Genomic DNA, 14,463 nt, shown 5'->3' on the forward strand with positions numbered 1-14,463 from the left:
ATTTCGGAGTCAAGAAAACATCAACGGTCAACCTAAATGGATATCAATCTCTATCGTCGAATTGTTCAGTATGCGATCGAAATATCTGGGCGAGACTCATTGCCCTGGCCCGAATTGTACACTGCCAGAAGTGTCTATAACCTTCTCAAGAAATCTCCGCCTTTGTTGCCTGAAGAAATCGGGGCTCAATTAGGTAATTTATCAGCAGAATATGTCAATCAAATCATTTTGGGTTTACAAAATGGCGGGGTTGATATCAAATCAGTTCCGACAGAAACAGTAACTGGTAGACCCAAAGTGAAATATTCGATCCTCTCCGAGGGCTGCGCCAACGGCAATGATACCTACACCTATTACATTTTGGTGTCACCTACAGGCTTTGACATTCGTAAATCTTCTCGGTTTAAACTTAACTTGTCGGAATTGATTGGAACTCATGCTACCAATGTCGAACAAATTGAAAACGAGTTTATCGATCGGAGTGCTGTCATATTTGCCAACAAAAACTCTAACGATAACTTGAGCTATATCACCAAAACTGGCATAGAATTGCGGGGTTTATTCGTCATTCTTTCCATGATTGATGCTGATAATTTAGCTTGCTTAAATTCAACACAAGTTAGGTCGATCGTCGGTCAGCTAGTCTAATCCTAATGCCAATGAAAAAGCGCTAGTCGCATAAGTTTTTAGCGCTTTTAGTTCTGTATCTTACTGTCTTGTTGTCTGTTTCATCCGGGGTGGTTGGTGAATCAACAAAACAGAAGTAAGTTCAGTATAGCTCATTTTCCACAACAAGACAAACAGGTAATAATAATGTTAGACCAACAACAAAACCCTAGAGAATATGATGCGGTACTCGGCAGTCAAGTCTTGGTTCCCGAAGGCGCTGCGGTGCTCGGAGGTCTACCCGGTGTCAGGAGCCGTTTAGCATCATCTCATCTAGCATCACAAATTGGTGCCATGTCTGAAGCTTGCAAATATGGTGAGCCTGGTTTTGATTTGATGGTTCAGTTTTTGAAAGATAAATCGATCGACCCAACAGTAAAAAGTGCTGGAAAAATTAGCGTTTCTTCAATGTTAAATGATACTTTAGTGACTGATGATTTAGGATGGTATCTTGTTGGATATAGAGTGCTATACAATGACAGTAAAATAGATAGTTTACGATTAGCTTGTCAAAAACTTCTTGCCTACATACACACATTGTATGGCAAAAAGAAATGGTATTTTACGGGAGGCTATAGCTATATCACCTTCTCTCAAGTTCAAGATTGGGAATGGGCTAAAGGCAACCGAAAAACTTTAAGTGATTCAATGAACTACTTAGTACAAATTCTGTCAGCCGAAAAGCTCAGAAGAGTAATAATCTTGAACTTTGTTTACTACTGCCAAACTTACTATGATATTTCGCTAGCCTATCAGAGAGAAGTAATTAGGAGCAAATTTCCTAGCAATATTGAGCCGAGATTGTTAAGCCAAGGCATTTATTATAGTTTGCTTCCTTGGTTTGAAGAGAGTTTAGAAGAACTAATTGCCTCTTCATTTGAAGATTTAGTAATGGAATAATGCTTCGCTTTCAGAGTGTGATTTCTCAATTACACAAAATGAAAGACAATTTGATGGAATTCCCGATCGACCAGCAAGTCTACAATTTAGCTTTAGGTTATGCCTCAGAACAAGCAAACCTACAACATGGGCTGAAAATTTTCTACAATACAATGACAGTGTGGGCAGTGAATTATCTTCTAGGGCGGATGAACTTTGAAACCCTGATAGATAAAGATGATGATTGGACTGTGGGAATTGAATCAGCTTTAGAATTGGCTGACGTAATGTTGCCCGGAATCGGAAAAATTCAATGCTGCCGAATTGATGAAGGAGAAACACGAATTATTGTTCCAGCCCAAGATGATCGCATTGCTTATATCTTTGTTGAATTACCTGGGTCAGTAGAAAAGGTCAAACTTTTGGGCTTTCTCCCGGCTACCGACATCCACGGCGATACTGTCGAAATTTCCGTTACCAACCTTCAGCCATTTGACCGCTTATCTGACTATTTGGAAGCTATTCAATTACAAACTGTTTAAGGAGAGAACAATGGCAACTTTAAAAACTTTGATGATGTCTTTGGCAGAGAAGCCCAAGCCTGATCGACCTCAATCGGTTTGGATAGTTAACTGCCCCCCGCCAGAACAGGATGATTTTGCTGGAGCAATCGGTAAAGCTGAATGTGAACTTGAAGATAAATTCCGATTCGACAGAGAGGGCGTTTATCTTGGCACTACAGCTTCCTTGGCGGGTGCCATCGCTCATCTCACTGCTGAAGAAATCGATCTGGATTGGCAATCTGTTTGCAGAATGATGAATTGGTAATGAAACCCCGTGCCTTGGGTATAGCCGAAGTATACCCAAGGTATAAACTCAGCAGCGCAGTGACGGGAGTAGCGCCCCGTCAAGCGCGTTGTAATGTAACTCCCGGCGTTAGCGAAGCCCTCGAAGAGGAGCGCTCCTGATTCATGAAATCTTGTACCTCATGAGTCAGTCTGTGGGCATCTTCAGCGCTCAGGGAATCTTGATCATGGTCATTCAGGTAATCAGCGAAAAATGCTGCGGTTACATAGCTTTCCCAGATAAACATTTCGTTTTGGGTTCCGGCAATGGGACGATCAAAGCTTTCGCCTACATGAAATACCGAGTTATCTTCAGGATTTCCATAGAATTTAGCTGATTCTTCTTTCATCGGAGTGCTAAAAACTCTGTAGCGTTTCCTAACTACCGATGTTAAATGGGTAATTGTCACCCCTGGCGGTGGATTATTCTTATCTCGGTAGTTGCCTTGGTTCATCCAGGCATAGAAAGCATCTATGTTCCCTGATACTTGATATCGATCGCCTTGCTCACTATGATTTCCGTACTCAGACAGTAGCATTTCCTTGAATAACTCAAAAAGTTTTTCATCTGATTGGTTCATTGAAAAAGAGCATTTCTTCAAGAGTTTGTTACAGTTTGTCAGAACTTGGAAAGCATCTGTTACTTTTGTATGCACAGACAACGGTGTGCTGCTTACTACATTACAGTTCTTTCTCCTGATTCCTAAGTAAACTGTATGTCGATCACTTATTACTGCTGGAGCAAGATAGCATCCAATAATTAAACTTTCAGACTCAGGTTTAAATCCAAATCCTACTGCTTTTTGTCGTCTCCGTTTCGCTTCGCCCATATTTTCTCACTTTGAAACTCAATATTATTCTATTTTAACGCTATTCTTTACTTAGCGAACATTATCAGCTTCGCCCTAAAGTAGTGATTTAGCGGATCGTATTATGCACAGCCCAGATTTTTCAATACCTCAAGAAGTCGAAAAGCAACTTAGAATATGTCCTGTAATTGAAGAAGCTTCATGGATTAACGGTGAAGGTCAGCTCGTACCTTGTGAGGTCAATCATGAAGTCGTTGCCCCCCAATTTTTAACGGGCAAAGCAGAGAAATTGATTTGCTTCTCTCGACAAAAGTATGTGACGATCGGCTTAACTCCAATCAAACTCTTTCTAAACAAGGATAGTGCTTGGGAAAGTGCTTGTCTTGATGCTGTTTCTGAATTAGGTTTATCAAATACTCCGATTATTTCTAAGTCGAGCGTTACTCAAGTCATTAACACAGCTACACAATTGATTCAGTCTTTAAATTGGTGGTTGATATAATAACGGTTTTTTGTTTCTTGTTTCTAGAAATGTTTCTGGTAATGTTTCTAGTAATGTTTCTAGCAAATAGTAAGATTTTGCTTCGCTTGTGAGGGTTTGAGATGGAGGTAAAATAATGCTAGAGTTCGACAGAGAAAATGGTACTTGGACAGGTAAAGATGGCAAATTGGTAAAATACACAAAAGAAACTCGCCAGCTTAATAGTCACGATGATTGGAGCGAGTATCATCTGCAAATTACCAAATGGCCAAAAACTACATCAATTGAGATTGTAGTAATGAGTGGCGATCAAGGATATGACTCTGAGAGCCGATGGTCACGTTCCGAAGTACATCGGCTAACCAAACTGCCTCATGCAGAATTTGAGGCACAAAGAGATAAACTAATTGAGAAAATCCTCAAATTAGCAAATGAACAATTTGGGCATCTAACACTTTAAAAGCGCATATCTGGGTCGCTCCCAGAATTCTTATCATGTACGACCAAAGCAAGATAACGTTAGGCAAAACCATTAAAAATGCTCGACAACAGCACGGTTTTAGCCAGAAAGACTTGTGTAAATTGCTGATTGTACCGTCAGACAGTTTTCAGACGATCGACCGCTGCCTGCTATCAAAAATAGAAAATAATCGAGTCGATGTGCGATCGGATGAGTATGACTGGGTGATATCCAGAATCGCTGGAATATTTGCTCTCGATGTTGCTTGGCTTGAAACACTTCGTCAGCAAACTGAAGTTGAACCATTCGATTTGAGCAAAGCGCTAGCCGTATTTCCCGTTTACTTCAATCAACAACACTATGAACTATAAAACAGTGTATCTGCATCGGGTGGTGGCGGAACAAACTCTCGATCGTAAACTCAGACCCGGTGAAGTTGTTCATCACCTGGACGAGGACATATCTAATAACTCGCCAGAAAACCTGGTGATTTGTTCTAGTCCTTCTGTTCACGGACGATACCATGTCCGTTCTCTGAGACAGAAACTTGAAGCCGATCGAGCTCTGATTCAAGTAGGCGATTTGTGGCTTTAAATCAACAGCTTGCTCAAATAAGTTATTCCAGTTCCAGTAAACCATTTTGGGTATTTCCATAAAAAGACAACACATCGTTCTGACCGTCACAACAGCTTTGGCCCTCGTAACAGCTTTGACCAGTCCTTTGTTTACTGGTGTTCAAGGGACTGAAACTGGACAAACCGAAGTTGACCAATATCGGGCGTGAATACAATGAAGAGTCCTATCCGATCGGCATTCAAATTGAAGAACTAGAAGGCAACCGCCAAAAGTCACAGTAATTCTTCAGTAATGCTTCGCTGTAAGGTAGTGTTGTTTCTTTCAATGCTATGAACTTAGAACAATTAGTTCGCTTTCTGAAATATGAAGCCGATCTCCCTACCTTTTTCCAGACTTCTGCCAACTATTACTACCACAATCAAACACTCCCTTCAGAGATTGAAACTCAGAAAATCAAAGTAGTTTTAGCCGTCAGCGATCAAAAAGAAGGTCAGCAGCCAAAGAGTAATGATCCACTCTATCAACAAGCCTATCAAATCGCTCAGTCTATCTAGCTGGAGCTGATAAGTAGATGGAAGGCATTAATATTTGGTCTGGCTCTGATATTGGAATTGGTGCAGCTTTGACCAATCCCACAGAGCTAGCGTTCCGAAAGGGCAACATCAAAAATCGCTACCCGGTAACATTCAGAGGCGTGAATTTCCGTGATGCTGAATCTGCATATCAAAAGTACAAAAGTCGTGATCTGCAGGAATCGATCGAGATTATGACGGAAATCATTGTGTGCAAATTACAACAGCATCCGCGACTGTTTGAAGAGATTACCAAACGAGGCGGTGTTGAATGGCTTAAGCGATGCCGTCACATTGTTGGAGTAAGAAATAGTCGTTGGGAAGGCTACGGATTGGAAAGCAATTTCATCCTGTGCTTAGTATTTGCCTATCAATTGTGTAGTGAATAGCAGGATTGCCGGGTCGCTCCCGGTCTTAAATTATGTCTCAGCCTAAGTCTGATAAGTTTGAAATCAAGTTTGCGATTCTCCAGGCGAGTTATTGGGTTGGTCATGCTACTGAATATGGCATCGTTTATTGGTTGCTCGAAACTCTAGGAAGATGGACTGAAGAATTTGAAGATGCTTATTTGTTCGATACTCGATCGGCTGCTGAACAACGCTTAGCTGAAGAGAATCGTATTTCTGAAGATGCTCAGGTTAATTCGATCGTCCCGGTTAAGCTCTATCGGGATTAGTGAATGCTTCGCTTTGAGTTGATGAGTTTAATCAGTTAAGGAGTCAGATTTATGGCAATGTCAGTCGAACAAATCAAGTTAATCATTGCAGGCACTGAAGAAACACTGCGTCTGTTGCTGAAGCAGCCTGAATATCATGAGCTAGCCAACAGTGATCACTTTGTCAGTGAATTAGGTTTGGCAGATGCTATTCAGGCATTGAGTGAAGTTCATCAGGCGATCGAAAGATCTGAATGCGATTTGGTCAGTCCTGTCGTTAGTTCACACCTGCCACCCAACGGAATTTCTTACTAATCAGCGCATAGCCGGGTCGCTCCCGGCACTGTTATGAAACCTAAAACTGTTGAATGGAATCCCCCCACTGCTGAAGAATTGCCGTGTAATTGGTCAGTGCAGGCGATCGGTGATGATGGCGGAGCTTATAAAAGTCGCGACGGTTTGATTGTAATAATTTCTTGCTGCATGGAAAAAGACGGTCTTTGGTGGGTTCATCTCTCACTGTCTCGGAAGAAATCAGTTCCGACCTGGATAGATTTGGTCAAAGTCAAAGAGATTTTCTTAGGTGCAGAGGCTTTGGCAATTCAAATTCTTCCTCCTCGATCGGAATGGGTGAATGTTCATGAGTTCTGCCTGCATCTCTATCAATGCCTTGATCAACGACCAATTCCCGACTTTCGCAAACTAGGAACCATCTAAAATGACACTCGATCCAAATGACATGAGAACCTACCCGGTTCAAGATAAACCATGCAAAACTTGTCCGTTTAGTGGTGAAAAACCATTACCCCTCTGTCCATCAGATTTGGCAATATACTACGAAAACTTGATGGGGAATGGGCAACACATTTGTCATAGCACGAATAACACGCAAATCTGTCGTGGCGGACGAGACATTCAACTAAAATGGCTCTGTTCGATCGGTTTCTTAGCTGAGCCGACTGACGAAGCTTTCAACGAAGCAGTAAACTGGGCCTTAAATAATAAGGAGTCAGCAACGTCAACGACCCATGACTAAATCTTAGATTCTAGTGAGGGCTTGAGAAATCAAGTCCATAGTTGACCCGTCTAAGTTCCTTGAGAGCTACCTTATCCAGGTCACAGCACCCGAGAATGCTTCAACAGTTCTCGGCTCTGCTGTCAGTCATTAAACGTCCGATTTGGGTTTAGACAGTGTGGCTGACCTCGACACCGCCTAGATAACATTGACCAGTTGAACTTTACCCTAGCAATAGGAGCTTTCAAATGCCCAATAGAAATGCAGTTTTTGTAATTGATGCCGATCGCCTGTTGCCGGGGAATGTACCGGGGTTGGACGATCGGTGAAGCAACATTCTGGGCAATCCCAATGCACCGGAGGGATTTCGGGCGTTGCTGAATACAAGTATGAATTCAAGATTTCCCAATTGCTATAAGCCAAGTATGGTGAGTTCTGTAACATCAAGCGAAAAGTTGATTCATACCCTGATTAAGCAACGCCTAAAAAATTTTCCCAGCCCCTTGACATTGAAGTCGGGTATAGGGTTTAGGCTAGTTTCAGAGTTCAAAAGGAGAAGTTTGAGATGGCAAAGCGTATAGTCGAAGTCTTTACGGCTGGGTGTCCTTTATGTGATGAAACCGTTAAGTTGGTGAGGGAGTTAGCCTGCCCGAACTGCGAGGTGCAGGTGTACGACCTACGCGAGGGTTGCGCTACTAATGAGTGCCGTGAGAAAGCAAACCAGTACGGCATTCACCGCGTCCCTGCTGTTGTTGTAAATGGCAAGCTTGCTGAGTGCTGCTCCAACCAGACTCCAGTATCCCGCGAAGCACTTGTGGCTGCTGGCATTGGGCAATGATAGAGCAAGTATGGGGAAGGAAACTATCTTTCCCCATCACCACAACAAAGGAGATGGTACGAAAGTGAAACAAGGTCTATTGATAGGTGATTTGGGCAAGCAAGTAAATCTCCCCACTCAAACGATTCGCTATTACGAACGCTTGGGACTACTCAAGCCACCTGAGCGAACACAGTCACAATATCGTATCTATTCAGAAGAAGCGTTAGAACGTCTGCGGTTTATTCAAAAAGCTAAGCACTTCGGACTTTCCCTAGATGAGATCAAAAAGCTCATTGACATCAGCGCCCAAGGTATTCCTCCCTGTGCAAGCCTTAAGGCAATGGTAAAGCAGCATCTAGATGAGTTGGAGTGCCGTATTGAGGAAATGGTTGAATTTCGCCAGGATTTGGCTAATCGGTATTCAAAAATTGAGGCTTTGGTTGAAGAAGAGTCAACCACACCGAACAATGTCATCTGTGGTAGCACAATCTGTCGGCTGATTGAGCAAGAAAACGATACCCCCCGAAACATTACCAGCGAAACAGTTGTTAAAGAGCGTCTTAAGCGTTGATATGCGATCGCACTCAGGGATTTTGGGCACGGTGGAGGTTTTGAGGTTTTGGTTTGGGTTTAGTTTCCCAAAAATTGAGGTGTTGGTGGCGATCGCGGAACTGATTGCAGTCTTCGAGATTTCACAACAAATCCCCTCTGATTGTTTGCAGCATAAATTCCCAGCATTCCGTGTCTCCAAAGTGAAAAAATTTAAATTCTTCAAATTGGCAGACGATTTGATTGTGTTTTAGTAGGCAGTTCTAAGACTTTCCTTTCTCTACAAAAGTAAGTTGAACGATAGAATGCGATCGCTTGCATCAGATTTCAAACTATAATCTAGGGGTACACTTTACTTTCCAAGCATTGATCGCGTATCAAATTTAGCCTCAAAAACTTATGATAATGGTCGATAAAAACCTGCTTGACGCAGTAGCTTTAATGATTCTTTTGCACGTTCTTCCATTGATATTTCAGGGAAATACACACAATTATTGACAAGCTCTCGAACCTCTAATTTTCCAATATTCTTTAAATCCAGTGTTCTAGGCTCTAAGAGCTTCCAGCTAGAAGGCCTTTCTTTCTCTACTCCATCTGGATAAATATCTTTTACAGGCGGAACAACCTCTTCAAAACTTCTGTTTTTCCATTCACTAGCTCGGAACACAATCCTACTTTTACCAACGTTCTCAGTTTCAGGCGTCACCGATGTGCATCGATTAGCATAAGTGACAGGAGTTCCAAACACAGAGCAACTGTATTTGAGAGGTGTACCTACATATCCAACTGTAACAAGTCCACTAGCAATTCCTATATGAGGACAGAAATCAAGTGCATCATGTTCGCTCATCCATCTAGCTGCGTTTACTGCCTCTTTAAAGGGATCGTTAGAACCAAATTCTTTAGAGAAAACAATCATGATCTCATCACCTATATACTTGTCAACGATTCCATGAGTTTCTCGAAGAGCTTCAGCCGTAATCCAAGCAAAAAAGTTGTTGACAAAGATTAGTATTTCTGTTGAAGACAGCTCTAAGGTTCTTGCTGAAAAATAGGAGATATCAGAATATAGGATAGTGGCTTCTATTTCCGTACCTTTTACAGGGAAACTGGCACCCCATCCATCGTCTAGTTGACCATCCACTGTAAGAGGATTAGATATTAGGTAATCTTCCAGAGAGTTATAACGATAAAAAACCATATTTTACACCTTCAGGCTTAATGATTAAATACTTCAAAAATTCTGAGCTTCATGCGTCTAAGCAACATTAACTTGTGTCAAAATTTATACCTTGCGATATATTAAAATAGCGATTACCAGTGAAATAAGAACAATAAAAATTGAAAAGATTAGCAGCCATAAGGCTATCCTAAAAAACCTAAATTTTGTTGATGCTATCTCTGAATTGATAGTAATTTGACTTGCTATATCTAAATCTTCCTTTCTATAAGGTTTTTGTACTGTACCTTCAAAATATAATCGATTCATCGCCTCTAATAAATCATTAGAATCATATTTATTAAGGTTATTAAAGAAGTAAAAATTATCACTATCTTTAAGTGAAGATTTAGAGTTTCTAACTGATTTTGTTCTTGACCAAACAAAATGCTCTATATCAGTCTTGGGAAGAAAAGATAAAGAGCAAATTAGCGAACTGATGCACAGTAATAATATTGAAATTAATAGACCATACTGAAAAAAAATCGGTATGGTTGAGGCTGTACTGAGATAAGTGATAATAGCAGTAATTGCAGCACTGCAAAATGCCAATAGAACTGCATTTTTCGCTTCAGCAAACTTGAGCCAATCGTTGACTATTTGGAAAATACAGAGGAGTTTCTCGGTCATTATCATAAAACCAGAAATAAAGCTTATCTTAACTGTCTAATTCTATCAAACTTGAGCAGAAAGATTTACCATGTTTTTCACACCAATTACTACCTAGACTATAAGCAGTATCAAAATCAAACCGACTGTCATTTGAAACATCCTCCTTTTTCCACAGTTCGATCTTCTCGCCATGGGGACAGCCGCAAGAGTAAATAGCTCTCTCGTCTTTAAGATTCGAGAAAAATCTCTCTGAAACCCAAAGTGTATTAGCTGTAGACAGACTAGCTAATTTCGCTGCCATATTCACAGGTTTTCCAGCCCAAACCTCATTCTGTCTATCTGTCCTGCTCTGATAACTTTTTAAACCAAATTTGCGAACCAAAACAGTCTTTTGGTCAATTCCAAAATGACCACCAATATCCTGATCAGTAAGCTTTTTAACTTTTGGTGTAAAATGATCATCAACAAATGTTTTGAATGAAATAGTTGCAGCGAGGGCTGAATAAGATTGACCTCTATTAAATAGGCTAAAAACCCCATCTCCCTTAATATCAATATATGCTGCTTTAAAGTCATGGAAGATTCGGATTGCTGTTTCTGTAAAAAGTCTGTAAGCTTGTGCAGTGGTTTCATCATGTGACCCAGCACTAAGTTTTGTAGATCCCTCCATGTCTACGAAACAGCAAATAATATCTGGAATTTTTAACCAGGTAGTAGGATTCTCAATTGGTATTTGAGGCGTATCTGGGATTTGTTTGCGATGGGTTATGGATACTTTTTGACTAAAATAGTTTAGTTCCTTCTCAATTATTTTCTCAATAGAAAGTGGCATCTTACCTTCTACCGTGGAATCTTCTCGAAAGGAAACATTTTTTACATCATCGAATAAGCTCATAAATTCCTCAAGCATTGGCAATTGCTTGTTTCAAGGGTCACTTACAAATGAAACTAAAGCTCTATATCGTCATAGAGAAAAAATATACTATGGTTAAACTGTAACCAAGCCCAAAATATTACAGCTAGTGCGGATTACCGAACTTTATTGGACAAATGCGCCAAACGTAGTTTTTCGTACCTAATTCACAGTCTTTTTATTTCTTTTACTCAATCACTGCTGCACTAATTAATTCAAAAAAGCAGAAACCTTGTATCAGTACCAAGTATTCAATTACGCCCTACTGATAACTTGAGGGCTAACTCTGTATAGCAGTCGCCAAGGCGGAGTAATGGAATGAGTTCGATCGCCCCTCGCTGTAGGTTGGGTTGAGCCTGTCACGTCCTTGCTTATAAATCACTAGATAACGTGAAACCAAACATGACTCGATTGGGCGACGCGATCGCCCCTCTATAACCAAGTAAACCTTGAGACTTAACATCTGCACAAGCGAGCTTCTTGAAGTATCTGGCAACTGGGAATAGCTCAAAGCCCACCTTTTCATAGGTGTGGCGGACTCTTTCATGACCGGGATCGCCTCCAGTCTCAACCATAGCCACAGACATCCCAGGGCCTTAGTTCCCTGAAGCTAAATTTAAAATCGGAGGTGGCGTTCGTCTAGGTTGTTGTTTGACGATCGCACTATTCGAGATTTGGGGCACGGGTTGGTGTTGGGATTTGGTTCGGTTTTCCTCAAAACTGAGGTGTTGGGAGCGATCGCACTTCTTCACTTCCTACCCCAGTTGCCGATCGCCTCCAACTCAACATCACTCAGCACTTTGGGTTCCATCCCGTACAAATCATTCAGCACCGCCTTGACGTTCGGAAACGCAAAATACTCCGTCAGTTTCCCAATGCGGTAATTAAAAGCTTTGTACCGATGCTTGAAGTACAGTTCCACATTGCCCCGGTGTTCCCACAGTCCCAGCAAGTTGACAGTCACATCCGAGTAATGCGCTTTCACATCCCGCTGCACTTCCGCGATGCGTTCCTCGATCGATCGAGTTGTCACCCCAATTTTATAGAAGCAGCTTTCGTCAGCTTTGACTTCCAGAAAATAGAGCGCGTTCACCAAAATCCGACGAAGCTGTGCTCGATAAATCAGCAAATCAGCCCGCCGTTCTTCTAAGCAGGATAACCCCGCAGATAAAGCAATCTCTACAGAACCTTCCAATGAAGCCAGCTCCGACAGCAGCAAAGGTTCTTGGACTTTGTTGAACAGCGCCAGGGGAAGCGCGCCGACGGGGATTTTACCCAAGTCGGTGAATTGATAAGAGCGATCGCCCTCCGACTCTAGCAATCCTTTCAATTGCCACCGAAAGTTTACCAAGTCTTTGGGAATGCCGTAGTCCTGTGCGCCGTACTCTGTTTGAGTCGATGTGGGGTATTATCCCCAGCACCTCTCAGTTAATTAGAGTCGATGCCTGTGTTACCACGGGACACCTCTCCTTCAGAACGCGGACGTGCAGCTTTCACTGCATCCGGCTCCTAGTCTGACACCTAATAAGTCGGGTTTAACCCGCTGTTCGGACTCTCACCTGACCATGAACGGTCTGATGCTGGTGACATTCACGATGTAGAACTTCCAAATTTATAGGTTTCCAATTGTCATGGTTGCCGTCGATATGGTGTAATTCTGCAATATCACCTGAAATCAACGATAGATTACATTCTGTACATTTGTGATTCTGTTTCTTGAGAAGTCGTGCCGTTATCCCATCGTAGTGAGCATTCTCTCGTTTTGACCAGTAAACAAAATCGCCATCATAGGGTGATTTATCTCCCTTGACAATGACAAACTTGCAGGCTGACCAACTAACTGCAGGAATTGCTCTTTTTATAACCTTATTGGTTTGATAACGATTATATCTTCCTTGTTTCCGAATGAATTTCCATAACCAATAGCGCAGTGACCACAGGTTGTGTTGACTCATATCGCAGAATCTATGGTAATTTCTCCACCCTCTTACTACCGAACCACACTTGTTGATTCGATGTTCGAGAGTGAAACGACTATCTTTTATCACTTCTTTAACTTTTGCCTTAATGCTAATTGTAGCTTTTTGACTTGGTGTTGAAATGAATTTACCATTGGGTTTAACTGAGAAGTTCCACCCAAGGAAGTCGAAACCATCTGTACTATGTACGACTTTGGTTTTGGCTTCTTTAACTTTTAATCCTCTTGTTTCCAAGAATTTATCAATGTGTCCTCGGAGGGTTTCAGGGTCGTCTTCTGGTTTCAGAATAAACACAACGTCATCCGCATAACGAAATCCAGTAATAGTGTCTATATATCTGCCACCATTTCTGATTTTTAATCTGACCTCATGACCAACGTTCTCTAATCCGTGAAGGACTATATTTGCTAGTAATGGGCTGAAAACTCCACCTTGGGGCGTACCGGATTCTGATGAAGGAAATTCTCCTCTGACTCCAGCTTTTATTGCCCGAAATACCCCTTGTTTTGCTGCCTTTGGTAGTTGGACTGATTGCATTAAGAATTTGTGGTCAATCTTGTCGAAACATTTTTCAATATCCAATTCCAAAATTCTTTTTTCTAACCCATTACTGCTAGAGTTTAGATTATTGAATAATTGTCTCTGAATATCATGGCAGCTTCTGCTAGGTCTAAACCCATAAGAATGAGCGTTGAACGTAGCTTCTGCTACTGGTTCCAAGGCATATTTGATGAGACATTGATATGCTCTGTCGCTAATGGTCGGGATTCCTAGTCCTCTTTTAGTTCCGTCTACTTTGGGGATGTACACTCGCTTTAGGGGCTGATGTTTCCATTGCTTCCAGTTCTTAACTAACACTTCAAATAGTGCCAGTCTTTGTGAGGGTTCGAGGGCTTTCTTTCCGTCCACCCCTGCGGTTTTCCGTCCAGTATTTAACTGTGTCACTTGCCTTATGGCAAGCAATTTCGCTGCTCTGGAGCTTAATAAAAGTTTCTGAAGCTTACGCACTAGGAACACGTTACCGTTCTTCTGAGCCTTGAATATTCTCACTTGTAGGCGAAACACAATTTTCCGCAGCTTGCGCCAAGGAATTGATTTCCATTTATCAACTGGATTTAACTCCGTTGCCATAACATTCTCTACGCCTGAATGAACATTTTCTATGTAAACCGTACCCAGTTGTCCAAGAGTCCTTATTTCTTGAATTTTTGAGTACATCTTACCAGCTCTACCCGCTAACCCTTATTTAAGGAGTCCACAATTTGAAAAGTTAATCTTCTAAAATTGAAGGTTGAAAGAGCAGTTTTATTCGTTCCTCTGTTGAGTTATTTTGTAGTTTTAGGTTCTCTCATTTCGCCCACGATTTCCCAGAATTGCATTTATCCAGTTCAAAATAATGCGGGTATTTTCACA

23 protein-coding genes are annotated in these 14,463 nt (G+C 41.5%); 16 read left to right on the plus strand and 7 right to left on the minus strand.

Going from position 1 to position 14,463, the window contains the following annotated elements; translation table 11 throughout:
• Nucleotides 1-36 precede the first annotated feature (36 nt).
• The 4 genes from QUB44_RS24750 (at nt 37) to QUB44_RS24765 (ending at nt 2,373) form a co-directional block, all read left to right on the plus strand.
• A complete protein-coding gene (locus tag QUB44_RS24750) occupies nt 37-648 on the plus strand; it encodes a hypothetical protein (protein WP_333371646.1) in 612 nt (203 codons plus the stop codon).
• 165 nt (nt 649-813) lie between these two features.
• Entirely contained in the window at nt 814-1,566 is a 753-nt protein-coding gene (locus QUB44_RS24755) for a hypothetical protein (protein WP_333371648.1), read from the plus strand.
• Between the two features lie 38 nt (nt 1,567-1,604).
• On the plus strand, nt 1,605-2,087 hold the full coding sequence (locus tag QUB44_RS24760; RefSeq protein ID WP_333371650.1) for a DUF1822 family protein: 483 nt from the start codon (nt 1,605-1,607) through the stop codon (nt 2,085-2,087).
• A 10-nt stretch (nt 2,088-2,097) separates the two neighbouring features.
• The gene (locus QUB44_RS24765; RefSeq protein ID WP_333371652.1) at nt 2,098-2,373 is read left to right on the plus strand and encodes a hypothetical protein; all 276 of its coding nucleotides are present in this window, start codon (nt 2,098-2,100) and stop codon (nt 2,371-2,373) included.
• A gap of 79 nt (nt 2,374-2,452) precedes the next feature.
• On the opposite strand, the gene QUB44_RS24770 is transcribed toward QUB44_RS24765, so the two are convergent.
• Nucleotides 2,453-3,220, minus strand: a complete 768-nt coding sequence (locus QUB44_RS24770; RefSeq protein ID WP_333371654.1) for a hypothetical protein — start codon at nt 3,218-3,220, stop codon at nt 2,453-2,455.
• A gap of 103 nt (nt 3,221-3,323) precedes the next feature.
• Between QUB44_RS24770 and QUB44_RS24775 the strand changes: the two genes are divergently transcribed.
• The 12 genes from QUB44_RS24775 to QUB44_RS24830 all read left to right on the plus strand — a co-directional run bounded on the left by QUB44_RS24775 (nt 3,324) and on the right by QUB44_RS24830 (nt 8,581).
• Complete coding sequence (locus tag QUB44_RS24775) at nt 3,324-3,701, plus strand: hypothetical protein (RefSeq protein WP_333371656.1); 378 nt, start codon at nt 3,324-3,326, stop codon at nt 3,699-3,701.
• Nucleotides 3,702-3,816: 115 nt separating this feature from the next.
• Nucleotides 3,817-4,140, plus strand: coding sequence for a hypothetical protein (locus QUB44_RS24780; RefSeq protein WP_333371659.1), 324 nt, complete (start codon nt 3,817-3,819; stop codon nt 4,138-4,140).
• Nucleotides 4,141-4,175: 35 nt separating this feature from the next.
• On the plus strand, nt 4,176-4,511 hold the full coding sequence (locus QUB44_RS24785; RefSeq protein ID WP_333371661.1) for a hypothetical protein: 336 nt from the start codon (nt 4,176-4,178) through the stop codon (nt 4,509-4,511).
• The gene (locus QUB44_RS24790) at nt 4,501-4,734 is read left to right on the plus strand and encodes an HNH endonuclease (RefSeq protein ID WP_333371663.1); all 234 of its coding nucleotides are present in this window, start codon (nt 4,501-4,503) and stop codon (nt 4,732-4,734) included. The genes QUB44_RS24785 and QUB44_RS24790 overlap by 11 nt, the downstream gene beginning before the upstream one ends.
• 311 nt (nt 4,735-5,045) lie before the next feature.
• Nucleotides 5,046-5,270, plus strand: coding sequence for a hypothetical protein (locus QUB44_RS24795; protein ID WP_333041309.1), 225 nt, complete (start codon nt 5,046-5,048; stop codon nt 5,268-5,270).
• Nucleotides 5,271-5,287: 17 nt separating this feature from the next.
• On the plus strand, nt 5,288-5,677 hold the full coding sequence (locus tag QUB44_RS24800) for a hypothetical protein (protein WP_333308637.1): 390 nt from the start codon (nt 5,288-5,290) through the stop codon (nt 5,675-5,677).
• 32 nt (nt 5,678-5,709) lie between these two features.
• Nucleotides 5,710-5,964 (plus strand): hypothetical protein, encoded by a 255-nt coding sequence (locus tag QUB44_RS24805; protein WP_333371666.1) that lies wholly within the window; start codon nt 5,710-5,712, stop codon nt 5,962-5,964.
• A gap of 57 nt (nt 5,965-6,021) precedes the next feature.
• A complete protein-coding gene (locus QUB44_RS24810) occupies nt 6,022-6,258 on the plus strand; it encodes a hypothetical protein (protein ID WP_333371667.1) in 237 nt (78 codons plus the stop codon).
• Between the two features lie 33 nt (nt 6,259-6,291).
• Nucleotides 6,292-6,660 (plus strand): DUF7694 domain-containing protein, encoded by a 369-nt coding sequence (locus QUB44_RS24815; RefSeq protein ID WP_333371669.1) that lies wholly within the window; start codon nt 6,292-6,294, stop codon nt 6,658-6,660.
• 863 nt (nt 6,661-7,523) lie between these two features.
• Nucleotides 7,524-7,796: a thioredoxin family protein gene (locus QUB44_RS24820; protein WP_333041301.1), complete on the plus strand. Its 273-nt coding sequence runs from the start codon at nt 7,524-7,526 to the stop codon at nt 7,794-7,796.
• 10 nt (nt 7,797-7,806) lie between these two features.
• Complete coding sequence (locus tag QUB44_RS24825) at nt 7,807-8,349, plus strand: heavy metal-responsive transcriptional regulator (RefSeq protein WP_333371671.1); 543 nt, start codon at nt 7,807-7,809, stop codon at nt 8,347-8,349.
• On the plus strand, nt 8,324-8,581 hold the full coding sequence (locus QUB44_RS24830; protein ID WP_333371673.1) for a hypothetical protein: 258 nt from the start codon (nt 8,324-8,326) through the stop codon (nt 8,579-8,581). The genes QUB44_RS24825 and QUB44_RS24830 overlap by 26 nt, the downstream gene beginning before the upstream one ends.
• A gap of 143 nt (nt 8,582-8,724) precedes the next feature.
• Here the strand turns inward: QUB44_RS24830 and QUB44_RS24835 are convergent, their stop codons facing one another.
• From QUB44_RS24835 to ltrA, 6 genes are all read right to left on the minus strand, one after another.
• Nucleotides 8,725-9,528, minus strand: a complete 804-nt coding sequence (locus tag QUB44_RS24835; RefSeq protein WP_333371676.1) for an adenylate/guanylate cyclase domain-containing protein — start codon at nt 9,526-9,528, stop codon at nt 8,725-8,727.
• A gap of 84 nt (nt 9,529-9,612) precedes the next feature.
• A complete protein-coding gene (locus QUB44_RS24840; RefSeq protein ID WP_333371677.1) occupies nt 9,613-10,176 on the minus strand; it encodes a Pycsar system effector family protein in 564 nt (187 codons plus the stop codon).
• A gap of 28 nt (nt 10,177-10,204) precedes the next feature.
• Nucleotides 10,205-11,068 (minus strand): hypothetical protein, encoded by an 864-nt coding sequence (locus QUB44_RS24845; protein WP_333371679.1) that lies wholly within the window; start codon nt 11,066-11,068, stop codon nt 10,205-10,207.
• 374 nt (nt 11,069-11,442) lie between these two features.
• On the minus strand, nt 11,443-11,646 hold the full coding sequence (locus QUB44_RS24850) for a hypothetical protein (protein ID WP_333371681.1): 204 nt from the start codon (nt 11,644-11,646) through the stop codon (nt 11,443-11,445).
• Between the two features lie 173 nt (nt 11,647-11,819).
• The gene (locus tag QUB44_RS24855; RefSeq protein WP_333371682.1) at nt 11,820-12,422 is read right to left on the minus strand and encodes a GIY-YIG nuclease family protein; all 603 of its coding nucleotides are present in this window, start codon (nt 12,420-12,422) and stop codon (nt 11,820-11,822) included.
• 184 nt (nt 12,423-12,606) lie between these two features.
• Nucleotides 12,607-14,268: a group II intron reverse transcriptase/maturase gene (ltrA, locus tag QUB44_RS24860; RefSeq protein ID WP_333371685.1), complete on the minus strand. Its 1,662-nt coding sequence runs from the start codon at nt 14,266-14,268 to the stop codon at nt 12,607-12,609.
• Nucleotides 14,269-14,463 lie beyond the last annotated feature (195 nt).

This window comes from Microcoleus sp. AT3-D2 (assembly GCF_036705715.1).
Lineage (GTDB): Bacteria > Cyanobacteriota > Cyanobacteriia > Cyanobacteriales > Microcoleaceae > Microcoleus.